We start from the raw sequence: 23,583 nt of genomic DNA, 5'->3' as shown, positions 1-23,583 counted from the left end.
CAGGTCAGGGGATTTGGCGACTTAGACGGCGCGGTGAATGATGCGCTGGCATTCAAAATGCTGCTGACGGCGCGGTTTGGCTTTCGGGCATCGGATGTGCAACTGCTGACCGACCGCGAGGCGACGGCGGAACGCATCCGCAAGGAGTTGCAGACTGTTTTGCAAAGGGCGAAACCGGGCGAGCAGGTGCTGATTTATTATGCAGGGCACGGCTCTCAGGTGCGCAACCCGCTTTCGCGCGAGCCTGACAAATTAGACGAAACTATTGTCCCCGCCGATGCGTGGCGCGGCAGCATAGATGGTAAATTATACGACATTCGCGACAAAGAAATTGCCCGCATGGTGTATCCCTACGCCAAAGCGGGCGTTCTTATCACCCTGATTTTTGACAGTTGCCATAGCGGTTCTGCCACACGTGCCGCCGGCGGACGCATCGGTAAAATACGCAAAGTAGAACCTTCGGCGGCGGTGCTGGAAGATAGTCTGGATGTGCCGCCGTTGGAAGATGCCGGCGTGCTTATCCTGACCGCCGCGCAGGATTTCCAAACCGCGCAGGAATATTACGACAGTAAAGGCAATCCGCATGGGGCTTTTACCTACGCTTTCATGCAAGCGCTGCGGCAATCGGGCAGGTGGGAAAGCATCCAATCGCTGTTTTTGCGTACCCGCGCCCAACTCAAATTTATGGGGCTGAAACAGGAGCCTGTTTTGCTGAGCAACGAACAGCGCAGGCAGCAGCCCTTTGTCCGCCTGCGTGCCGAAGAGGCATCAGAAGAAGCCGCCCTGACAGTAACTGTAGCAACAAAAACCGACAGAGGTATCCTGATAGAAGGAGGTCCCGCGCTTGGCATTTATGAAAACACAGTACTGAAACCTGCCGCTGCATCCAAGCGCTTGTTGAGCCTTTCTACACCGCCGCGTCTGCGGGTCAAGCAACTGCTGGGCGTGAATCGGGCGCTTTGCGTGGTAGAACAGGGCGATGAGCGCAGCATCCAAATCGGTGATGCGTGGGAGGTAGTCAGCTGGGCGACACCCGAACGCAACCGTTTGCGGGTACAAGTGCCTGCTATTGCACTAACCGCAGAGGCATTAGCGCAGCAGGCGGCAGATTTTGCAGCCCGTGCAGCGCGTTCCAATATCCAATTGAGCGACGAAAGTAGCGCGCCTTTTGCGTTGCTGTACCGCAACAAGCGTTGGCAGTTGCAAAATACAACAGGGCAAACGGTGGCAGAGGCGGCAACTTTGGAAGCCCTGCCGATAGATGCCGCACAGGGTCAGGCGATTTACTGGCAGTTGCCCGTGCCTGAAAGTCTGGCTGAGGCGCTGCAAAAAAATATGACCAACCGCTACACCGTCCAGTGGATAAGCGATACAGGCGCTGCGGATTACCTGCTCGGCGGGTTCTATGGCGAGGGCATTCGCTATGCGTGGCTACGCGAAGAAGCAGGCACAGAGACAGCGACAATGCCCGCTCAATCGGCAGCAGTAGCAGTCAATGACGCATCGTTTATTAAAATAATTGGCGAATATCTAATAAGATTAGCGCGAATCAAAAATTTATTAACCATTGAAAATCCACAGGGCGAGCAGCAATTCCCTTATCGACTAATATTGTACAACGCCGAAACCCGCCAAATCCACAGGGGAGATACACTGATCGAAGGGCAATCTTTTGGCATTCGCCTGCAATTGGATACTGCCGCTGCTGCCTCGTGGAATGGCAAACGCGCATGGGTGTATGTATTTGTGCTGGATGCGGAAGGCAATACTTCGCTACTCTATCCCCGCAGCGGCAACGTGGAAAACTTCCTGCCGCCTGCTGGTCAGCGCCCCGAACAAATCCCCCTTGGGCCGGAGCGACTGCTGCGCGTAACTCCCCCCTTCGGTGCAGATACCTACATCACCTTGCTCACCTCTGAGCCGCTGCCCGATCCGTTCCTGTTGCAGCAGAAAGGCGTACAAACCCGTGCCGCCGAACATCCCCTTTCCAACCTGCTTTTAGGCAGCGCAGAAACCCGCTCAACAGGCATGGGCGGCTGGCAAGTGTACAGGCAGGTGTTTATTAGTCGGGGGAAGTGAGTTGATAAAAACTATCGAATATCAGAAATTGCGATTAGCGGCGCTTCTTCAAAATCAATCATCGCATTAATCAGTTTCAAATACTGAAAATCTTGCAGATCTTTTGTCTGTATATCTGCCGGGATAAGTATTTTTTGATCTATCAGTTGTGCCCGTTTAGTTCCTGCAAGCAGTGGCAGGCGAGGTGTAAGCCATTGTTTACCGTCCCAAAGCGCAACATTAGCATAAGAGGTATCGGTAATCAGCCCCTCGCGCACCATCAAAATGTCATCGGTTGGATACTGTGCTTTGAGTTGTTGCAGCCAACGGCGGTCTGCCCACTTAACGGAATAATCTACTGAAGATGAAATAGTTGCAAGTGCTAAGGAGCGTACAGGTTGCATAGTGTAGGGAAGGTATTCCACCTGTCTGATTTGGGTATCGTAAAGTACGCGGCATTTGTAAACATGGTGGGTTAGGTCTTCGGGTATTTCGATTGATGCTGATAATAAAATCGGGGATTGCTGTGGAAAACACTGCCGCATTGTCCGCTCGACGCGCTGTTGGTGGTAGGGGAGTGCTTGCAGCCTTCTTTCGACAAGTCGGATAGTCTCAAGCAAGAGGGACATATATTTTCTCAATCAGTTCGTTGTATTCAGCAGTTGCGCTGCTGTGTGAAGTAATGCCGCCTCCACTTTTAAACAATAAGCCTTCACTGCCTTGTTCAATGAAGCGGATTGTTACAGCACTGTCTAAATTTTTACCATCAAAAATACCAAAAATACCAGTGTAGTAGCCGCGCTCGTAGTCTTCTACGGCGGCAATAATTTCGGTCGTTTTCTGCTTAGGTGCGCCGCTGATAGAACCTGCGGGCAGCAGGCGAAACAGCAGATCACCCAGATGCTCCTCATAACCATCGGGAAGATCGCCAACGATGCGCGAACTCACCTGCAACAGTGTTTTATCATGTGCATGAATCGTATCCACATAGCGAAATTTTTCTACATGCACTTTTTTGGCAACCATGCTCAAATCATTGCGAATCAGATCTACAATCGTATGATGCTCTGCGGTTTCTTTTAGATCTGCCAGAATCAGTTCGCGCGCATTAGGTACTGCTGCGTTGATGGTACCTTTCATAGGGCAGGAAAGAATCTGCTGATCTTTGATTTGCACAAAAGTTTCGGGCGAAAAAGATACAAACTCATTGGCCAAGTAAAGTTTGTACTTGGCTGCACTAATTGTAAAAATTTCCTGCAAGGAAAGATTACATTTGACAGGTGTGGCACAGGTCAGATTTAAGAGATAAGTATTGCCAATGGTGATATGGTGTATGACTGCCTGAAACTTCTCGAGGTATCTCTCAAATGAGAGTGGCGATTTTTCCAATTGCAGCACTCGGCGCTTTTGATCACGACTTGGCGCATTGCTAAAGCCGTTGATGTAGTAAAGAATTTTATCAGGACTTGCTTCCTGTAAGGGAATCACAAGGCATTGCTGCATGGCATAATCTATCACAAAAATGAAAGGTATATGTGATGCGCCGTACTGATTCATGGCAGCAATTGCTTCTTCCCGTGTAAGCTTTTGAAGTCCGGATCGCACAGATAATATCGTGTTAATCAATACTTTACTTTGATACCGTGATAGTTTTCCTGTTCGTCGTAGTCTTTGCGGAGGGGGTAGCCTTGCCAGTCGGCGGGTAAGAGAATGCGTCGCAGATCGGGATGGCCTGTAAAAGTTATGCCAAAGAGATCGTATGCCTCGCGTTCGTGCCAGTCGGCGGTGCGCCACAACCCGGTCAGGCTGGGAGCTTGCGGCAGATCCTGTGGCGGGTTTCCGCGCGGAATAACGATTCTGAGCGCAATAGTCGTACCTTGCGTTAAGGCAGTTAGGTGGTAAATCAGGTCTATTGTTCCTGCTTTTTCACCGTTATCTACGGCCGTAATGCAATTCAAATGGTCAAAATAATGATCGCGCTGCAGCCATTCACACAACCCGACGAGTACTTCGGGCTTTACTGTGAAAGTGCTTTGTCTGCTACCAAACTCTTGCGACAACAAGTTATCGCTCCCGATAAATTGCTGGATAGCATCTGAAAGTGTCTGAATATCAATCATCTGCGTATTTTGTACCAGATGTAGCCCAAAATGAGCACCAGTATGAGCGGCAATGCACCGTTACCATAGGCAATATAGGCATAGGAAACACCCCCGAAGCCACTTACAAAAAGCAACTGCGAAAAGTCTGCACCTTTTCTTCTAAGCCTCGACTGCCTCTTGATAGCCCCTCGCAGCGAGTGTTCGGGTTGGTAATCAGCGCTTTCCTTGTCTAATCGCACACGCGCTTTTGCTTCAGCTATGCGTTGTTTGATCTCCTCCATCTCCGGATCGTAGTGACGAGGCTCATAGTTGAATCGCTTGTGTTGCGGTAGTTTACTAATGGTTGGTAGTTTGAACATACTTATTTTTTGACTTTAGCTACATCACTCAGAATCTGACCGATAACAGCGGCCTTACCCATACTACCATACACCTTCAATTTACCAAGTGTAAATGCCGTGAAATTGTTCAATTCGCCTGACATTAATTTGTAGGCTGTATCTAATGATAATTTGATAGCGCAATCGGCATCCGCATCGGAATTATCTACATAAGCGGGTTCTGTATCGGCATGAATGTAAACATTTCCTTCGGGTAATACAAATTTGACAGTTCCTTTGAATTGTGGGTTATTGGCTACAATTGTGCGAACGTCTTCAGTAAATGTTGCTAAGGTGTGCATGGTTTTATATGGCTCTATCTCAAGGTTAGTTCAAAGATAAGCATTTAGATGCAATACAAAATCGCAGTAGGCAAATTTTTTGTACTGTTCTTGTAGTGATTTGTGATCAGTCGCCTTACATTTACTTGATGAAAAAAGTTGGCTCGTTTGTGTTGGTCTTGTTGCTATGTGTGCAGACATCTTGGGGACAGGATGCTAATTTTACACAGTTTTACGCCGCTCCGCTGTACCTGAATCCCGCGCTTACAGGTGCTACGCCACATTTCAGGCTAAGCACTATTTACAGGAATCAATGGCCTCAGATACCGGGAGCTTATCAAATCAATCAGGTATCCGCTGACTATAATTTAGACTATTATGACAGTGGATTAGGCCTGATGCTTTCGCAAGACAGGATAGGCGCATTGGCAATGAGCGCTACGCAATTCAATATTTCTTATGCTTACAGCGCGCGTTTGCGCGGCAATATGGTCTTGCGCATGGGGCTGCAGGCAGGGATCGGGGTGCGCAACACCGACTTTGGTAACTTTGTATTTGAAGACCAACTGCGCAGCGGAGGACCAACGGCAGAGATGCTTGCACAACCGACGATTGTCTATCCCGATTTTTCGGCAGGGGCCGTGCTGCATCGTTCCGATTTTTGGTTGGGTTTGGCTGCCTACCACCTGACGCGCCCTTCTGTAGGGCTGCTGGAGGGTACGGAAAGGCTAAATATGCGTTTTTCAGCACAGGCAGGCTACAGGATAGACTTAGATCCGGGCAGTGATAATCAAATAGCCCTTTCGCCGGCGCTGCTCTACCAGCAACAGGGCGCTTTCAGGCAGTTAGATCTTGGTGCAAATTTTTACTACGATCCGCTCATCGTGGGGCTTTGGTATCGCGGGCTGCCGATCAGCCGGAACGTGCGCGGCAACATCAACCAAGATGCTCTTGCAGGTTTAATTGGCCTACGGCTGAAAAATTCGCTGACAATTACCTATAGCTACGACATAACTATCTCTACGCTCAACGGCTCGGGTGGGGCGCACGAGATCTCGCTGATTTACGCGCCTGCCGACAAACGACGCAAACGCGGCAGCAAGCAAGTCAACTGCCCTATTGTTTTTTAGTGTACTATGCCACACTCTTTGCAAAACTTGCGTTTGTGCAGGGGGCGCTTTTTGGGCGGTCGCTTGTGTCCGAAGTACATTTTATCGGCATATTGCGGCTTTTTCATTTCCTCAGCTATCTTCTGACGCTCTTTCAGGCGCGCTTCGGCATAGGCATTGTGCGTAGGGGCTTTTTTGTAGCGCAAACCGAACTTTTTTGCATCCGACTGTTCGCGCATGAAAACCTGTGAATTTCTGCTTTCAGATGAGGATTTACCTGCCCGTGTATTTTGTGCGGCAGCAGACAAACAGGTAACAGTGCAAATAAGAACTACCCAAATGTATTTCATGTAGTTGTTAAAAGGATACCAAGCCAATATCTATTTTGATGCCAATTTTCCACAAGAGGCTATTGCATTTCTCTCTACATATGTTATTTTTGGACAAACCCGCCAATCAACGCTTAAATTCCAAAAATGGCACATTTTTACCCCATGTAAGTATTGTCAGAAGGCAATAATCCTTTTTTGTTGTATTTGAATGGAAAGTCAGGCTAAAAAATGAAACTCTTTACTTATTATTTGCTGATTGCGCTCACAAATATAGCCGCTCATCCGCTCGTACCTTTTTTGAAGACAAAGGCGGAGTCGCCTGCGAACGATCGGTTGACGTTGATCGCACAATGTAAAAAAGATTATCAAGTAAGCATGTTGCACCTGCTAATGGACAGTCTTTCGGGGCAGGGCAGGTACAACGGTGTTATACTGGTAGCAGACGAGGGGAAAATTGTTTTCAAAAAAGCCTACGGATATTCTAAAATAGAAGCTGGTAAGCCCTTTTCTGTTGATACCGAAATGCAGCTCGCTTCGGTTTCCAAACCTTTTACAGCAGTTGCTACACTCATACTGATTGAGCAAGGGGCGCTAAATTTCGATGATGATATTCGGAAGTTTCTGCCTGAACTGCCCTACAAGGGTATTACTGTTCGTCATTTGTTGAATCACACCTCGGGGCTACCCGACTACCTGAACCGCCCAAAGGTGTTTGAAAAATATTTTCGCAAAAGCGACTACCTGACCAATAAAGATTTGTTACAAATACTTGCCAAATATCGCATTCCTTTGGAGTTTCAACCCGGCAAAAAACATCGCTATTGCAACACGGGTTACGCCTTGTTGCCACTGATTATTGAGCGCGTTACGGCGCGTTCGTTTACTGATTTTATGCAGGAAAATATTTTTGATAAAATCGGTATGACCTCTACCTACCTCTACAGCCCACAGCGGCATGCCAAAATGTTGCGCGAAAAAGAAAGTCGCGATGGTATTTTGGGTGATAAAGGTGTTTTTTCTACAGTTGACGACATGTTCAAGTGGGATAGGGCGCTCTATACAGATGTACTTGTTGGACAAAAAACACTTGAAGCAGCCTTTGAACGAGGCATTACGCTCGGCGAGGAGAAGTTTAACTATGGTTACGGATGGCGAATTTCTCAGACAGACTTTGGCGAAAGAATCATCTACCACAAAGGTTTCTGGCAAGGGGCAACGCCTATGCTCATTCGTATTGTTGATTGCAACCGCACGATTATCTCCCTGCACCATGCCAATAAAGTTAACTCATGGTATATGGTTCATGCTATCAACCGCATTCTGAATAACAGCGAGGTACGCTGCGCGAACTATTGACCTAAACAATGGATTTTGGCAAGTTAGACGATATTTCGGGTGTGGACTTCAGTTTGCCGCCCGACCGCACACGGTGGGAGGCGCTGCCCAAACCTCGCAGCAATTCGGTGCAAGTGTATATCGGTTGTCCGGTTTGGGCTTGCAAAGAATGGACAGGCATACTCTATCCGACTACCGCCCGCGAAAAGGATTACCTGCGCCACTACAGCCGTCAGTTCAATACCATAGAACTCAATGCTACACATTATCGCATTCCTGATGAGGCGACAATTCAGCGCTGGGTATCGGAATCGCCCGCAACCTTTCGCTTCTGTCCGAAAATCCCGCAAGAGATCAGTCATCGGCTCATGCTGCAAAATGCCGAAGAACTTACGGGTTTCTTTTGCGAACAGGTAGCAGCACTTGGCGAACGCCTCGGCATTTGTTTTTTGCAGTTGCCGCCTTATTTTGCCCCCGAACATCTGCCGATTTTAGAGCAATATCTGCAAAAATTTCCTGCACAGGTGCCGCTTGCCATAGAGTTTCGGCATCCTGATTGGTTTAGAGGAACACCTGATGTACAACCTTTTGCACAGGCGGCAGCTCTTTTGCAAGACCTGCAAGTAAGCACTGTTATCTGCGATGTATCAGGCAGACGCGATGTATTGCACCAACAACTTACTACGCGCACTGCAGTTGTGCGCTTTGTCGGAAATGGATTGCATCCGACAGATTACACGCGCATAGACGAGTGGGTGGGTCGCCTCCAAGTATGGATGGATCGCGGATTAGATGAAGTGTACTTTTTTGTGCATGAGCCTGATAATGTACTTGCCCCGCAATTAGCTGATTACCTAATAGCTCAACTCAATCAGAGGTTTGGCCTAACACTGAAGCGTCCGCAGTTTGTGCCCAAGACTGAACAAATGAATTTATTTTGATGACGATGCTGACACAGATTTTTGGGCAGCTATCCGGGAAACCTAAGAACTGCCAAGCGAAAAGTCGCAAAATCAATGCTGCTCGCTTAACTTCGCGCCTTGTATCGCAAAAATTAGCCATATGAACGTTGCCATTGTCAAATACAATGCAGGTAATACGCAGTCTGTTATCTATGCACTGAATCGCTTAGGGATAGACCCGATTGTGAGCGACGAAGCAGAAACGCTGCAAAGTGCGGACAAAGTAATTTTTCCGGGGGTAGGAGAGGCGAGTACCGCCATGAACTACCTCAAAGCCCGCAACTTAGACACAATTATTAAAGAACTGAAACAACCTGTGCTGGGTATTTGCGTAGGCTTGCAGTTGCTTTGTCGCCATTCGGAAGAGAACGATACGCAATGCATGGGGATTTTTGATGTAGCTGTGCGTCGTTTTCAGCCGACAGCCTCGCAGGCAAATCTGAAAGTGCCACAAGTAGGTTGGAATAATCTGTTTGAGATGCGTTCGCCGCTGTTTGCAGGTATTGATGCTGAGGAGGCCTATGTCTATTTTGTACACAGCTACTATGCTGAACTATCGCCGTACACTATCGCAAAAGCCGACTATTGTCTCAATTTTTCGGCTGCGCTGCACAAAGATAATTTTTATGCCGTACAGTTTCATACCGAAAAAAGCGGTGCAATAGGCGCTAAAATTTTGGACAACTTTTTGCGGCTTTGATGCCAAATACTAAAACCTGTAGGGTTTCGTTATTAGCATATGAAACAGCGCTTGTCTATTTTTTTTAATACCTGCATCGTCTTATTGATGCTTACTGCCTTACCTGCCTGTGGAGTTTTTGGCGGGGGCAGAAAATCGCAGCAGGAAATGGCAAGCGAAGGCAAAAAAAAGCAAAAAATCCGTAAGTGCCGTAAGAAAAGCTGCCAAATCCGCATGATCCACGATCACGAAGGTGTTACTTACTTCGGCAAAAATCACTGGTTCCTCAAAGCGGCATTTTATTCCAATAAAAACCCGAAAACCGGAGAAGGCTTCCGCAAAATGAAGCGCGACCCGCATCAGGACAATGCACACAAGTCCGGCAAGCGAAGGAACTGATTACAGGCCCCACTTACCCGTCGGGGTATAGCTGATGCAGCCGCCACGCACCTGCAAAGGCGATTCAATATTATTGTGGTAAAGTTGGCCTGTACCCAAACCCTGTGGCAGGTGTGGATTATAGGCAGCGGTAAACTGGCAAATAGCATTTAGCCCGATGTTGGACTCCAGCGCAGAGGTAATCCACCAACCAACGTTTCTTTCTGCTGCAAGACTGATCCACTCCGCAGAGGCAGCCAATCCACCTAAAAGACTCGGCTTTAGGATGATGTAGGGAGGTTGAAGCGTTTCTAACAGTCTGATTTTATCGGCTGTTGTTTCAATACCGATGAGTTCTTCGTCTAAGGCTATGGGGACGGGGGAGTTTTTGCAAAGGTCTGCCATCGCACCCCACTGGTGGGGCTTGATAGGTTGTTCAATGGAATGAATAGCCAAATCTGCCAGTGCTACCAATTTTTCAGGCGCTTCCGCAGGCGAAAAAGCTCCGTTTGCATCTACGCGCAGGGTGATCTGCTCAGGCGAAAAGCGTCGGCGAATACTTTTTAAAATGGCTAATTCTTTGTCAAATTCGATCGCTCCAACTTTCATCTTGAGACAAGAAAATCCCGCCGCTAATTTTTCTTCTACTTGCTGCATCATGAACGATTCATTGCCCATCCAGATAAGCCCGTTGATAGGAATTTGCATCTGACTGTGGTAAAATGAATTATCATAAATCATGCGTTTGCCGCCGTTTTGTAAGTCCAAAACGGCTGTTTCCAATGCAAACCTGAGCGCAGGCAGGTGTTGCGTATGTTTAAAAATCCATTCCTGTGTAACTTCACGAGCAGATGAAAAGGCTTGTGCATGAAATTTTTCTACTAGAGTGGCAATATTTACCTCATAGTCAGCTCGAAAGTCGCTGCTTAAGCCTTCCAAAGGCGCAACTTCGCCAATACCTGTCTGATTTGCTTGATCATCTGTTAAAAAAATAAACCAAATGGGGCGTTCTCTCATTACTCCGCGAGAAGTGCCGGCTTCAAATTTGAAGCGGAGCAGGTGATACCGGTAGCGCAGTGTCAACACAGGAATTACTTTTTATTAAACTGGCTCAATCGGATTTGTGTAAGTTTCTGTTTGGTGTTCAGCGGGAAATCGCCATTCATCATCCAGTCGTAGTAGGTAGGTTCTTTTTTCAGTACTTCCAGCACCGGTACGCCTTTGTGTTTGCCAAAGTTGAAAACAGGAGTGCCGTTGTCATCCAAGATAATTCTTCCTGCAAAATCTACCATATTGGAAGCTGTCAAATTGTGCAGTGCCTGCATGTCGTTTTGTATAGGATAGTAGCTATTGCCGTTTTTATCTGTCAGCAATACATCTTTGTAATATTCTACCTGTGCATCAAGTACTTCAAAAGTAGCAATTGTATCGGCCAGCGCGCTATGCGCATTGACTAACTCTTTTTTACAATAGAATTTGTAAGCTGCCGAAAGCGTGCGTGGCTCCATCATGTGGAAAATGCGCTGTGCATCTACTACTTTGCGCGTACTTGGGTCAAACTCCACACCAGCCCGTAAGAATTCTTCAGCCAGCATCGGCAGGTCGAATTTGAGCACATTAAATCCTGCCAGATCTGCACCTTCCAGAAAATTAGCCAGTTCTTTGGCTATTTGTTTGAAAGTCGGCTTGTCCTTCACATCATCATCATAAATGCCATGTATCAGACTTGCCTCAAGTGGAATGGGAATCATTGGATTTACTCTGATTTCCTTAGTGATTTTTTCACCATTTGGCATGACCTTTACAACAGCAATTTCTACGATGCGGTCGGTTGTGATATTAGTTCCTGTCGTTTCAAGATCAAAGAAGGCAAGCGGATTGCGCAGTTTCAAATTCATTGTGATGATATAATAAAGAGTACTTTACAAAACAACTACAGGTTTGGCAGAAATCCAATTTTTGGTTCAAGCACAATAATAACCACAGTAATAACAGGGGCAGGGTTCGTTAATGGTAGAGCCGTCCGTAAACAATTTTTTCGACATATCTTTTGTTGTTATACCCAATTTCCATGTAAAATGATACGAAAGCTATATCAGCCTGCAAATTTTTTCATTGTTTTTGGCTGATATTTTTCATAGCTATTTCGTCTAATGCACAGACGCAAATAAAATTTTGACAGAAGAGGACAACTGAGGCCAGCAGTTTACTCTATTCCAATCCACGCGAATCACTCAAGATTACATTGGCAGCGCCAGTCAGCCGAAGTGGAGCGCCTGCTATGGGAGACTAAAATCTGCACGATGGACAATGAACGGCAGGCGCGTATCATCAAATTGCTTGGACAGGAAGCAAAGCTCAAAGAAATTGTTGCCAACCAAACAAAAAGCAATTGGAACTGTCTTACCTGAATACATAAAAAAAGCTACTGGAAGAAGAGCAGCAAAGCATTGCCGCGCTAATGAGAAACAGCAAGCACTGTTTGCCTGCATTAATTTCCTACGGGAATTCCAAAAAAGCCAAATTCTGGCCGTAATTTTGTAACACAACAAAGTTTTTGAAGAGGCTGTCCGGAAAGGCTACATGTAGCACAGACTTCAGTCTGTAGTCGTCTGATTATCAAGTATTTCAACGATCACAGACTAAAGTCTATGTTACTTTTTGGACAGCCTCTAGTGCAGAAAAATACTCGAGCGATTCTATGAAAACAGACATACGCCGGTTGCTGAATGATCGGATTTTGGTATTGGACGGTGCGATGGGAACCATGATTCAGCGTTACACCCTTTCTGAAGAAGATTTCAGAGGTGAGCGTTTCAAAGATCATCCGCACGATCTGAAAGGCAACAACGATCTGTTATCTATTACTCGCCCCGACATCATCAAGGAAATCCACAGGCAATATCTGTTGGCAGGCGCTGACATTATTGAAACTAATACTTTCAGCAGTACAAGCATTGCCCAGGCAGATTATCAATTAGAGGAGCTTGCCTATGAACTCAACTACGCATCAGCGAAAATAGCCCGCGAAGTTGCCGATGAAATGATGGCACAGCAGCCCGATCGGCCGCGCTATGTGGCAGGTGCGCTGGGGCCTACGAATCGTACAGCATCTATCTCGCCCGACGTAAACGACCCCGGCTATCGCGCTGTTACATTCGACCAGTTGGTGGATGCTTACTACGAGCAAGTGTGCGGACTGGTAGATGGCGGGGTGGATATTCTACTCGTCGAAACAATTTTTGATACCTTGAACGCAAAAGCTGCACTCTTTGCGATTGAAAAATATTTTAACGAATTCCATCAGACCGCTACACATCCGCACCGCTTGCAGATGAACGGATCGGCAAAGCGATTCCCGTTTATGGGTGTACCCGGCAAACGATTGCCTGTGATGGTTTCAGGTACTATTACCGACCAAAGCGGGCGTACACTTTCAGGGCAGGTTACAGAGGCTTTCTGGCATTCTGTTTCCCATGCAAATATTATGAGTGTAGGTCTGAATTGCGCACTGGGGGCGCGTCTGATGCTGCCTTATGCCAAAGAACTGAGTCGCGTAGCCAATGTTGCGGTTAGCATATATCCCAATGCCGGCTTGCCTAATGAATTTGGGCAATACGATGAAACCCCCGAGGAGACAGTGGCACAACTCATAGAATTTGCCGAGGCAGGCCTACTCAACATTGTAGGGGGCTGTTGTGGCACTACACCCGACCACATCCGCGCTATTGCCGAGACCGTCGCCAAATACAAGCCCCGCATCATTCCCCCCAAAGACAACTACCTCCACCTGAGCGGATTGGAAGCGCTCAATATTACCCCCGAAACCCGATTTGTCAATATCGGCGAGCGCACCAACGTAACAGGCAGCCGCAAATTTGCTCGTCTTATCAAAGAAGGCAACTACGAGGCTGCTCTGGAAATTGCCCGCCAACAAGTAGAAGGCGGCGCACAGATCATTGATGTAAACATGGATGAGGGCATGCTCGATTCCGAAGCTGCAATGGTTAAATTTCTGAACCTGATTGCTGCCGAGCCTGATATTGCCCGCGTACCTGTGATGATAGATTCGTCTAAGTGGAGTGTCATAGAAGCGGGTTTGAAATGCCTACAAGGCAAGGGGATCGTTAATTCTATTTCCCTCAAAGAAGGCGAAGCCCGATTCAAAGAGCAGGCACGTCTGATTCGCAATTATGGGGCTGCTGTCGTTGTCATGGCTTTTGACGAGCAGGGACAAGCCGACTCCTACGAGCGACGCATAGAAATCTGCCAACGCAGCTATAATATTCTGGTGAACGAAGTTGGCTTCCCGCCGCAGGACATCATTTTTGACCCGAATATCCTTACCGTAGCTACAGGAATTGAAGAACACAATAATTACGCAGTAGATTTTATCCGTGCCACGCGCTGGATTAAAGAAAACCTTCCCGGTGCAAAAGTTTCGGGAGGGGTGAGCAATATTTCCTTCTCTTTCCGCGGCAACGATGTCGTGCGCGAGGCGATGCATTCCGCCTTCCTCTACCATGCCATTAAGGCAGGAATGGACATGGGCATTGTCAATGCGGGCATGATTGAAGTGTATGAAGAAATTCCGAAAGATTTGCTCGAGCGCATCGAGGACGTACTGTTGAACCGCCGCCCCGATGCTACCGAGCGGCTTGTAGAATTTGCCGAACAATTTAAAAACAAAGGTAAGGAAGTTGTCAAAGACGAGGCATGGCGCAATGCGCCCGTCGAAGAGCGCCTCAAACACGCGCTCATCAAAGGCATTGTGGACTACATAGAGCAGGATACCGAAGAAGCGCGGCAACTCTATCCGCGCCCATTGCAGGTAATTGAGGGGCCGCTCATGGACGGCATGAACGTTGTCGGCGATCTTTTCGGCGAGGGCAAAATGTTTCTCCCCCAAGTGGTCAAGAGCGCCCGCGTCATGAAAAAAGCCGTAGCCTATCTGATTCCGTTTATCGAGGAAGAAAAACGCAACAATCCGAATGCCTCGCAGAGCAGCGGAGCCGGGAAAATCCTACTGGCTACCGTCAAGGGTGACGTACACGACATTGGCAAAAATATCGTCGGTGTGGTATTGGCTTGCAACAACTTTGAGATCATTGACTTAGGTGTGATGGTACCGCTGGAAAAAATTCTGGACACCGCCCAACAAGAAAATGTAGATATTATCGGACTTTCGGGATTAATCACGCCTTCATTAGACGAAATGGTTTACGTGGCGCAGGAAATGGAAAAGCGCAAAATGACGACACCGCTGCTGATTGGCGGAGCTACCACCTCGCGCATCCACACGGCTGTGAAAATTGCGCCACAATACAGCCATCCTGTTATTCACGTACTGGATGCCTCGCGCAGCGTACCTGTCGCCTCGATGCTGCTTAGCAAAGAAGAAGGCACGCGTGAGGCTTTTATCAGCCAGATTAAGGAGGAGTATGAAAAACTGCGCACTGACCATGCTGCCCGCCAAAGCACTAAAAACTACATTTCCCTTGCAGAAGCACGTCAAAATAAAGTGTCCATAGATTGGAATACTGCGCCAATTGTGAAGCCGTCTTTCTTGGGTGTAAAGGTTTTTGACAATTATTCGCTCGCCGAACTTACAAAATACATTGATTGGACTCCATTTTTCCAATCATGGGAGCTGGCAGGGCGCTATCCCGCTATTTTGAATGACCCCGTAGTAGGCAGCGAAGCCCGCAAACTCTACGACGATGCACAGGCAATGCTGAAGCATATCATAGACAATCATCTGTTGCAGGCAAAGGCTGTCATCGGATTTTTCCCTGCCAACAGTGTTGCGGACGACATAGAACTCTATGATTTTGAGGAGCTTGTGTTGGAAACGGCCTGCGACGTACACGGTTCGCACAAACACATCCACTACAAAGAAAAGCGCGAATCAGTAACTACACTTCTCCATAACCTGCGCCAGCAGAACAAGAAAGCCAAAAACCTCCCCAACTTCTGTTTGAGCGATTTTATTGCGCCGAAAGACAGCGGAAGAAAAGATTACATAGGCGCTTTTGCTGTTACAGCCGGTATTGGCGCAGAAGAGCTTGCCAAATACTACGAGGCACAGCACGACGACTACAGCAGCATCATGGTCAAAGCACTCGCCGACCGACTGGCAGAAGCCTTTGCCGAACGGATGCACGAGCGCGTTCGCAGAGAGTTCTGGGGTTATGCTCCCGACGAAAACTTAAGTAACGAAGATCTGATCCGAGAGAAGTATGTCGGCATCAGACCTGCACCCGGCTATCCGGCCTGTCCCGATCATTTGGAGAAACGTACGCTGTTTCAAATACTCGATGTTACGGCAAACATTGGCTTACAATTGACAGAAAGTTGCGCTATGTACCCTGCGGCGGCTGTGAGTGGCTGGTATTATGCCAATCCTGAAGCTAAGTATTTTGGCTTGGGCAAAATCGGTAAAGATCAAGTAGAGGAATATGCGGCTCGTAAAGGAATGTCAATTGAGGAGGTTGAACGCTGGCTTAGTCCCGTATTAGGCTACTGATGAAAGCGGCATGATGCCAAAACGAGTTTTTCGGATCTTGCATAAAATATTATCTGTCCGAACCGGGTAAAATCTCTGAAAATTCCCAATCGCTTGCTCGTTTAGAAAAAATAGCAAGGAATTTTTGATATTCATCGCGTTCTATTCGCAAATGATAAGTACGCGTTTGATCTAAGTAATCCCACGCTACTACTTTTACAGGCTTATTGCCGTAAGCATGGTTGAACATTACACCTGTTAGTTTACTTTCGCGATACAAAGTGAAGTCTGCATAATTGAGCACCTTGGGCGGATTACCTTCGCGCTGGATGACGGTATCCAATTGGCTATCAATTGCATACAGGTTAACAACTGATCCAACGCGGCAGTCGAGCATGCCGCCTTCGCGGCGCACGTTGAGATACAACAGATCGTTGCCTGAGAGTAGTTTATATTCCTTGTCCGAAGTGCCGTCTGTCCAATCAAACTGGATTTGATTGACTACCTGCCATGTTTTTAGCCCGTAATCCAGCAGAAAACCTGTTCGCAGGTGTTCAATCGTGATATTGGTAGGATCAAAGGTCTGTTCCAGATTGCGGGGCTGTACAGGGGTGGCGATTGTAGACTGCCTGCTGCCCGTATCAGACTGTGTCTGCATTTTTCCACTCATGAATAAGATGTGCCGCAGTACTTCGTCAGCAATTTCTGCATTGCGCTTTCTAACCAAGTCCGGTATGCGAAAAATATCTATAAACCACCAGAAAAAAAAACCTCCAAACGTAAACCAAAACAAGATTTGGGTCAGAAATCTGTCCAAATAGAGATAGTGTGCCGGAAAGAAAAAATGCAAAACATAGGGTATAATTATGTTTTTGGAACGGCGGTTATACTCGATCAGAAATTCTCTTTGCAGTTCTTCGGGCAAAGTTGCTACCTGTGCATTTACAGCAAAAGGCAAGTCGCGTTGGATGTAATAAGGGACAATAGAATTGGAGAAAGTTTCCATGATCAGCAGAAAAAAGTGAGTAATACAAAGTTATCGTTTTTATACAACAGGTAGCAAAACTGCCGTGTGTCGGTAGTACCTTTGCTAAGTTTTACGAACATCACAACAATAAAGTTATGGCTACGCTCACATCCATCCACGACCAACAGACAGCCGAATTACTCGAAATTTTAGGTGTCAGACCTCTTAATCCTGCTTACAGCACAGGTTTACATTGGGGCGGCAGACCGGGCGCACCTACTCGTGATATTTTTTCACCAATTGACGGAAAATTGATCGCATCTGTCAAAATAGCTGATAAGAGCGACTATGAACTGATCGTAGAGAAGGCACATGAGGCGCATAAAATATGGCAGCGCGTTCCTGCACCCAAGCGCGGCGAAATCGTGCGGCAGATAGGCATGGCGCTGCGCGCGCACAAAGAGCCGTTAGGCAGTTTAGTAACACTCGAAATGGGTAAAATTTTACAGGAAGGACTCGGCGAGGTGCAGGAAATGATTGATATCTGCGATTTTGCTGTTGGGCTTTCCCGTCAGTTGCACGGGCTGACCATGCACTCCGAGCGCCCCGAACACCGCATGTACGAGCAATGGCATCCCTTGGGTATTGTCGGTATTATTTCAGCGTTCAACTTTCCGGTGGCGGTGTGGTCGTGGAATGCAATGATTGCCGCAGTCTGTGGCAATGTGTGTATCTGGAAACCTTCGGAAAAAACTCCACTAACAGCGATAGCCTGTCAGCATATTATCTCTAAAGTCCTGAAAGACAACCATCTGCCCGAAGGTATTTTCAACCTGATTATAGGCGGGCCTGAAATTGGCGAATTGTTGTCGCACGATACCCGCGTTCCGTTGATTTCGGCAACAGGCTCCACGCGTATGGGCAAGAAAGTAGCACAGGCAGTAGCAGCCCGCCTTGGAAAATCTATCCTCGAACTGGGCGGCAACAATGCAGTTATCATTACTGAACATGCACATTTAGATCTCGCCATTCGGGCGGTGGCTTTTGGTGCGGTAGGTACTTGCGGGCAGCGCTGCACGACTACGCGCCGTCTGATTGTACACGAAGACGTGTACGAAGATGTACGCGATCATCTGGTGCGTGTTTATCAAAATCTGACTATTGGAAATCCGCTCGAGGCGGGTACGCTGGTCGGGCCGCTGATCGATGCCGACGCGGTGCGCAACTTCCAATATGCCATCGAAAAGGTGCAGGCAGAAGGCGGTAAATTGCTCGTCGGAGGCAAATTGCTCCCCGAAATTGGGGCAAATTACGTTGCTCCTGCCATTGTAGAAGCCGAAAATCACTATGAGATGGTACAGGAAGAAACTTTCGCGCCTATTTTGTATCTGATAAAATATGCAGGCGACGTCCAACATGCAATAGATTTGCAAAACAGTGTAAAGCAAGGACTATCTTCTGCCATTTTTACCGATCATCTGCGCCAGGCAGAAATATTCTTGAGCGCATGGGGTTCAGACTGCGGTATTGCCAACGTAAACATCGGTACGTCAGGTGCTGAAATTGGCGGGGCATTCGGCGGTGAAAAAGAGACGGGTGGTGGTCGGGAATCCGGTTCAGATGCATGGAAAGCCTACATGCGCCGCCAGACCAATACAATCAACTACTCCTCGTCGCTGCCATTGGCACAAGGCATTAAGTTTGACATTTAATCTATAGAAAAGAGGTTGCCCAGAAAGGCTATATGTAGCAAAGACTTCAGTCTGTAGTCGTCTGATTATCAAGTATTTCAACGATCATAGACTAAAGTCTATGTTACTTTTTGGACAGCCTCTTTTCTTACACCAGCATCAACTTAATTAGCCAAGTCGTGCTATTAGGTCTGCCGTACGGGCAGAGTAGCCTGCTTCGTTGTCATACCAGCCAACTACTTTGACCATTGTTCCATTGGCTGCTGTCAGTCCGGCATCGAAAATGCAAGAGTGCGGGTTGCCGATAATGTCAGTTGAAACAATCGGCTCTTCGCAGAATTCCAGAATGCCTTTTAATGGGCCGTTGGCTGCTGCCTTCATCGCTTCATTGATTTCCTTCGCTGTAGCCTCTTTTTTCAGAATAGCCGTCAGGTCAGTCAGCGAGCCATCAGGCACGGGTACGCGCATTGCCGAACCATCTAACTTGCCTTTCAGGTGAGGTAATACTAAACCTACAGCCTTAGCTGCACCTGTTGAAGTAGGTACAATAGACAAAGCAGCGGCACGAGCGCGGCGCAGATCTTTGTGCGGGCCGTCTTGTAGATTTTGGTCTTGCGTGTAGGCGTGTACTGTAGTCATGTAGCCTTTCTCAATGCCAAATGTATCGTCCAGTACTTTTGCCATAGGCGCAAGGCAGTTGGTTGTACAAGATGCATTTGAGATGATCTTATCATCTGCTGTGAGCTGATCATCATTCACACCTAATACTATAGTTTTAATGCCTTCGCCTTTAGCAGGGGCGGAAATCACTACGCGCTTTGCACCTGCGGTCAGGTGCTTACCTGCGCCTACGCTGTCTACAAAGCGCCCAGTTGACTCAAGCACCACGTCAATGTTGTGTGCTGCCCAAGGAAGATTTGCCGGATCCTTTTCTGCAAAAATTTTGATGCTTTGTCCATTGACAATCATCGTATCTTCGGATACAGCTATTGTGCCGTTGAATTTACCGTGGATAGAATCATATTTTAATAAATGAGCCAGTGTAGCCGCATCAGTAAGATCGTTAATGGCAACAATTTCTACATTAGTTTTTTCTAACAAGCACTTGAATGTTAGGCGGCCAATACGCCCAAATCCATTAATGGCAACTTTGATTTTTCCCATAATCCGGTTTGTCAGTGTATGATAGTTTGCGATGCTACAAATTTAAACATCTCAGGCATATTTGGAAGAATTTGCTACAAGTAAATATTTTATCCGCTGATAATCAATTGCTTGCATTTTTTAAGAAAAAATACTGCATCAAATCTTGCAAATTACTTTTTGCGATTGCAATTTTGCAGCACGATTCACATAGAGGGATGGCTGAGCGGTCGAAAGCGGCGGTCTTGAAAACCGTTGTAGGGCAACCTACCGGGGGTTCGAATCCCTCTCCCTCTGCAAAAGTGCCTTAGAATAGCTTCTGAGGCACTTTTTTTATTTACGCGATTCCTGATACTTTTACGCTTAGTATTCAAAATAACTTCGGGCAATTGACAAGAAAAGCATTAAATTGCAACAGCCTATGAACTTTTTAGACAGATTATTTTTTGCACAAAAAGTAGCGCTGGTTGTATCTGCCGTACTAGCAGGCTTCCTGCTGATTGCTGCTTTTAGTTTTTATGCTTTTCAGCGCAATCTGATCCTTGAAAGCAGCAAAGACCGTTTGGCAAGCCATGCAGAAGATCTGCACTACATGTTCCTGATCTATCATCAAGAGCAGCAGAGGCGAACATCGCGCATACAAGAAGCAGCACTTAATTTTTTAAAGCTCAACACGCAGGCTACAGATGAGAACCTTACTGTAATAGCAACTAATATAGCAGATAATAACCAGATAGAAATCATCTTTCGACCATACCAGCTCAGAGAACTCTACAAACTCATTGTCGGACAAGGCATGAGCCTTCAGGCTTTCCAAAAAATTGACGGCGGCTACATCAATATTACAAATGAGTTTGCCGGATTAAATGTTGATAAGTACGTATTTATCCCCAACAGCATTGCGCCATTTACTTACGAGGCAGACACACAGATCAAAGAAACAATTCGCTTTGACAGCTTAGATGTAGTTATGGTGCGTTATATTCCATGCAGGTTGGGACTAACCGATTATGGCTATCTCAAACTGGAGATAAAAGCAGACTTCAGCGGATTGTACAAGTTGCTCAGAGAGAAAAAATATTACACAACGGGCTATCCCTATGTTATTAATAATGAGGGATTGGTGATTTTTCATCCTGACAAAGAGTTACTCGGAATCAATATGCTCGGCTTGACTGAAGAAAATAGCGCATTTTTTGAATATATGCGCTCAACACGCATCGGAAGTCGCGAAGTAGTTGTAGGTGATCCGCAGCAGGTCATTAAGAGCCACTTTTTTCGCTACGTAGAACCCTACCAAATTTTTTTGGTGATCGTCGTTTCCAAATCTGAAATAATAGATCAACTGTTAGCTGAGATTATCCAATTTATTGCGCTGGTTTTCAGTTTACTTGTAGCAATCAACGTGATTATTTCCTACAACTTTGTCAACAGGTTGCTTGCCCCTGTCAAGCAGATTTTGGGTGCGCTCAATCAAATGAGTAAAGGCAACTTTCAGACGTTGGCACATACCGAACGCAGTGATGAGGTGGGAGATCTGATAAGATCGCTCAACAAAGCGGTTATGGGCTTGGAAAACGCTACTTCATTTGCTACGCACATTGGTCAGCAGCAATACGATACCTCGTTTGAGCCGCTTAGCAATGAGGATAAGTTAGGCAATGCGCTGCTTTCTATGCGCGATGCACTACGCAAAAATGCGGAGCAGGATGCAGAGCGAAGAGTTATCAGCGAGGCAGTTACCAACTTCTCGGATCTGATCAGAAAAGCAGGTGCCGATCTTCACGGACTTTGCCAGCAAACGCTCTCCGAACTGATTCGCTTTTTGAATGCGCAGCAAGGATGCCTGTACCTTGCAGAAGAAGATCCCGCCAGCGGACAGATCCGCCTGATTTCAGTGGCAACTTTTGCAGACGGACGCAGGAAATTTAAACAGGACAGCACAGCCCCGGGCGAGAATCTGGTAGGGCAGGTATATCTGGAAAAGCAATCCATGCGCCTAAGCAATCTTCCCCCTGATTATTTTGTGATAGCTTCGGGGTTGGGAAGCATTCCGCCTACGCACCTGATGATTGTGCCCATCAAGCAGAACGATGTCGTTGTTGGCATCATAGAAATTGCATCTGTAGAGCTTCTAACCGATAAACAGCAGGAGTTTGTTGAGCGTATTGCTGAGATTTTAGCAGGTTCAGTAATCAGCGCCCAAAACAGCGAGAGAATGCGTCGAATGCTAGAGGAAAGTCAGATTTTGGCAGAAAATCTACGCTCGCAAGAAGAAGAAATGCGCCAAAATCTGGAAGAGTTGCAGGCAACGCAAGAGGAAATGGCACGCCGCGAACGGGCTACACGTATCAATTAATCCTTCGTTACACTCGTTGTCAGCAGCCTGAAAAGTCCACTGAAACCATCTAAAGGAAGTGCCTCTGCCTTGTCGTAAATATTGTGGTAGTGTGGGTATTCCTTGTCCATCAAGTAAATAAAAAACGCAGGAACACCTTTTGCGCTGAACGGATAATGATCAGAATTGGCAGCAGGTGCGCGTGGAACTATTTTCGGCAGCGCCTGCAATTTATCGTTCGTGCTTTTCAGTTGCTCAAATGCTTTGCTGTGAATGTTTGCATTCACTACTGTAGCGCCGTCTTTGCCTGTTCCTATCAGGTCAAGATTCCATAAAAAACGAATATGACGCAACGGAAAAAGTGGATTCGCGACATAGTGTTGTGCGCCAAGCAGCCCAAGCTCTTCGCCCGAAAATGCCATTAATGCTACCGAAAAAGGCGGTGGATTTTCCTGAAAATAATGCGCCAATTCTATTAGCATAGCTACTCCGGCAGCATTGTCGTTTGCGCCCGGAATATACGCCTGACTGCCTATCGTGCCGAGGTGATCGTAGTGCGCAGTAAAGACAACAAACTGATCCGGATTTTGACTCCCTTTGATGTAGGCAATTACATTTTGTGTTGAATAGTTCGTTTTTAGTTTACTGTCAATACGAAAGCGAACTTTCTGGCCGGCGCTGCCAAGTTTTTCAGGATTGAGAAAAAGAAATGGAGGTTGCAGCGCTTGTCCGCTGATATGCGCTGTAAGTGTTGGTGTAGTTCCAAGCCAGACTTTGGCTTTATTAATCTCTGGGATCAGTTCGGGGCATTTTTCCAGTATTTGGTAGTAGTCCGACATACGAAAAGCAATAGCCTTCCCCCGATAATCAGTTTGCATAGCACGACTAAGCGCCGCCGAATCACCACGGGCAAGTAAGGTATCCAATTGAATCAGTCTTGCGTTGCCTGCGCCTTTACCCGACACAGGATTGGGGATAAAATCTACGCCCACTTGTAGTTTCTTTCTATTAATTGCCAAATCCATTTTTTTAGGAAACGTATTGACCGTTACCGGAAAAGGCTGGAAGTAATTGTTGCCCAACGGCTGTGCACCTGCCGCACGAAAAGCATCTGCAATCAGTTGGGCTGCTTTTCTGTCGGCGTTCCTTGTGTAGCCTCTGCCCGCCAACTCGGGGGAGCATAGCAAGCCTATATTCCGACGGACGCGCTCCATGTCTTGTGCAAAAGCGCCCGTAGTACATCCTATGCACAGAAAAACCGCAGCGATTTTCAAATACAACATATCCGATACATATTATTTTCCGCTAAATTGCGCCAATCAG

General features: G+C 46.9%; 20 protein-coding genes and 1 tRNA gene. 10 read left to right on the top strand and 11 right to left on the bottom strand.

What is annotated here, in order from left to right:
• Nucleotides 1–2,079, top strand: a 2,079-nt coding sequence (locus ACWIP2_RS02810; RefSeq protein WP_448518379.1) for a caspase family protein, incomplete at its 5' end; no start/stop codon positions are given.
• A gap of 11 nt (nt 2,080–2,090) precedes the next feature.
• Here the strand turns inward: ACWIP2_RS02810 and ACWIP2_RS02805 are convergent.
• From ACWIP2_RS02805 to ACWIP2_RS02785, 5 genes are read right to left on the bottom strand one after another with little or no spacing between them, the layout of a single operon-like run.
• Nucleotides 2,091–2,687 (bottom strand): aminotransferase class IV, encoded by a 597-nt coding sequence (locus ACWIP2_RS02805; RefSeq protein ID WP_448518378.1) that lies wholly within the window; start codon nt 2,685–2,687, stop codon nt 2,091–2,093.
• A complete protein-coding gene (locus ACWIP2_RS02800; RefSeq protein ID WP_448518377.1) occupies nt 2,671–3,663 on the bottom strand; it encodes an aminodeoxychorismate synthase component I in 993 nt (330 codons plus the stop codon). The genes ACWIP2_RS02805 and ACWIP2_RS02800 overlap by 17 nt, the downstream gene beginning before the upstream one ends.
• A 17-nt stretch (nt 3,664–3,680) precedes the next feature.
• On the bottom strand, nt 3,681–4,178 hold the full coding sequence (locus ACWIP2_RS02795) for an NADH-quinone oxidoreductase subunit C (RefSeq protein ID WP_448518376.1): 498 nt from the start codon (nt 4,176–4,178) through the stop codon (nt 3,681–3,683).
• Nucleotides 4,175–4,519, bottom strand: a complete 345-nt coding sequence (locus ACWIP2_RS02790; RefSeq protein WP_448518375.1) for a hypothetical protein — start codon at nt 4,517–4,519, stop codon at nt 4,175–4,177. Before ACWIP2_RS02790 ends, ACWIP2_RS02795 begins: the two co-directional genes overlap by 4 nt.
• 2 nt (nt 4,520–4,521) lie before the next feature.
• Nucleotides 4,522–4,842, bottom strand: coding sequence for an SCP2 sterol-binding domain-containing protein (locus ACWIP2_RS02785; protein ID WP_448518374.1), 321 nt, complete (start codon nt 4,840–4,842; stop codon nt 4,522–4,524).
• Between the two features lie 128 nt (nt 4,843–4,970).
• Here ACWIP2_RS02785 and ACWIP2_RS02780 point away from each other — a divergent pair, with 128 nt between their 5' ends.
• Nucleotides 4,971–5,951, top strand: a complete 981-nt coding sequence (locus ACWIP2_RS02780; protein ID WP_448518373.1) for a PorP/SprF family type IX secretion system membrane protein — start codon at nt 4,971–4,973, stop codon at nt 5,949–5,951.
• Here ACWIP2_RS02780 and ACWIP2_RS02775 read toward each other — a convergent pair.
• Nucleotides 5,948–6,280 (bottom strand): hypothetical protein, encoded by a 333-nt coding sequence (locus ACWIP2_RS02775; protein ID WP_448518372.1) that lies wholly within the window; start codon nt 6,278–6,280, stop codon nt 5,948–5,950. The two genes, ACWIP2_RS02780 and ACWIP2_RS02775, sit on opposite strands and share 4 nt — an antisense overlap.
• Before the next feature lie 210 nt (nt 6,281–6,490).
• Here ACWIP2_RS02775 and ACWIP2_RS02770 point away from each other — a divergent pair, with 210 nt between their 5' ends.
• The 4 genes from ACWIP2_RS02770 (at nt 6,491) to ACWIP2_RS02755 (ending at nt 9,637) form a co-directional block, all read left to right on the top strand.
• Nucleotides 6,491–7,618: a serine hydrolase domain-containing protein gene (locus tag ACWIP2_RS02770; RefSeq protein WP_448518371.1), complete on the top strand. Its 1,128-nt coding sequence runs from the start codon at nt 6,491–6,493 to the stop codon at nt 7,616–7,618.
• 8 nt (nt 7,619–7,626) lie between these two features.
• A complete protein-coding gene (locus ACWIP2_RS02765; protein ID WP_448518370.1) occupies nt 7,627–8,538 on the top strand; it encodes a DUF72 domain-containing protein in 912 nt (303 codons plus the stop codon).
• A gap of 121 nt (nt 8,539–8,659) precedes the next feature.
• Nucleotides 8,660–9,259 carry an imidazole glycerol phosphate synthase subunit HisH gene (gene hisH, locus ACWIP2_RS02760; RefSeq protein ID WP_448518369.1) on the top strand — a complete coding sequence of 200 codons (600 nt, stop codon included), beginning with the start codon at nt 8,660–8,662 and terminating at the stop codon, nt 9,257–9,259.
• A 39-nt stretch (nt 9,260–9,298) separates the two neighbouring features.
• On the top strand, nt 9,299–9,637 hold the full coding sequence (locus ACWIP2_RS02755; protein WP_448518368.1) for a hypothetical protein: 339 nt from the start codon (nt 9,299–9,301) through the stop codon (nt 9,635–9,637).
• Here the strand turns inward: ACWIP2_RS02755 and ACWIP2_RS02750 are convergent, their stop codons facing one another.
• Together ACWIP2_RS02750 and ACWIP2_RS02745 are read right to left on the bottom strand one after the other, a co-directional pair.
• Nucleotides 9,638–10,702, bottom strand: coding sequence for an o-succinylbenzoate synthase (locus ACWIP2_RS02750; protein WP_448518367.1), 1,065 nt, complete (start codon nt 10,700–10,702; stop codon nt 9,638–9,640).
• 5 nt (nt 10,703–10,707) lie between these two features.
• A complete protein-coding gene (locus ACWIP2_RS02745; protein ID WP_448518366.1) occupies nt 10,708–11,514 on the bottom strand; it encodes an exonuclease domain-containing protein in 807 nt (268 codons plus the stop codon).
• 803 nt (nt 11,515–12,317) lie between these two features.
• On the opposite strand from ACWIP2_RS02745, the gene metH reads away from it, so the two are divergent.
• Nucleotides 12,318–16,142 (top strand): methionine synthase, encoded by a 3,825-nt coding sequence (metH, locus tag ACWIP2_RS02740; RefSeq protein ID WP_448518365.1) that lies wholly within the window; start codon nt 12,318–12,320, stop codon nt 16,140–16,142.
• Nucleotides 16,143–16,191: 49 nt separating this feature from the next.
• Here the strand turns inward: metH and ACWIP2_RS02735 are convergent, their stop codons facing one another.
• A complete protein-coding gene (locus ACWIP2_RS02735) occupies nt 16,192–17,127 on the bottom strand; it encodes a DUF4178 domain-containing protein (RefSeq protein WP_448518364.1) in 936 nt (311 codons plus the stop codon).
• Between the two features lie 116 nt (nt 17,128–17,243).
• Between ACWIP2_RS02735 and amaB the strand changes: the two genes are divergently transcribed.
• Nucleotides 17,244–18,800, top strand: coding sequence for an L-piperidine-6-carboxylate dehydrogenase (amaB, locus tag ACWIP2_RS02730; RefSeq protein ID WP_448518363.1), 1,557 nt, complete (start codon nt 17,244–17,246; stop codon nt 18,798–18,800).
• Nucleotides 18,801–18,947: 147 nt separating this feature from the next.
• On the opposite strand, the gene gap is transcribed toward amaB, so the two are convergent.
• Nucleotides 18,948–19,943 carry a type I glyceraldehyde-3-phosphate dehydrogenase gene (gap, locus tag ACWIP2_RS02725; protein WP_448518362.1) on the bottom strand — a complete coding sequence of 332 codons (996 nt, stop codon included), beginning with the start codon at nt 19,941–19,943 and terminating at the stop codon, nt 18,948–18,950.
• 191 nt (nt 19,944–20,134) lie between these two features.
• Between gap and ACWIP2_RS02720 the strand changes: the two genes are divergently transcribed.
• Both ACWIP2_RS02720 and ACWIP2_RS02715 read left to right on the top strand, forming a co-directional pair.
• Nucleotides 20,135–20,219 (top strand) — tRNA-Ser (locus ACWIP2_RS02720).
• A 124-nt stretch (nt 20,220–20,343) separates the two neighbouring features.
• Nucleotides 20,344–22,281, top strand: coding sequence for a GAF domain-containing protein (locus ACWIP2_RS02715; protein WP_448518361.1), 1,938 nt, complete (start codon nt 20,344–20,346; stop codon nt 22,279–22,281).
• Here ACWIP2_RS02715 and ACWIP2_RS02710 read toward each other — a convergent pair.
• On the bottom strand, nt 22,278–23,543 hold the full coding sequence (locus ACWIP2_RS02710) for a M28 family metallopeptidase (protein WP_448518360.1): 1,266 nt from the start codon (nt 23,541–23,543) through the stop codon (nt 22,278–22,280). The two genes, ACWIP2_RS02715 and ACWIP2_RS02710, sit on opposite strands and share 4 nt — an antisense overlap.
• Between the last annotated feature and the right edge of the window lie 40 nt (nt 23,544–23,583).

It is taken from the genome of Rhodoflexus sp. (assembly GCF_053489755.1).
Note: the sequence above shows the minus strand (reverse complement) of the source record. Positions and strands in the feature narration are given on the sequence as shown.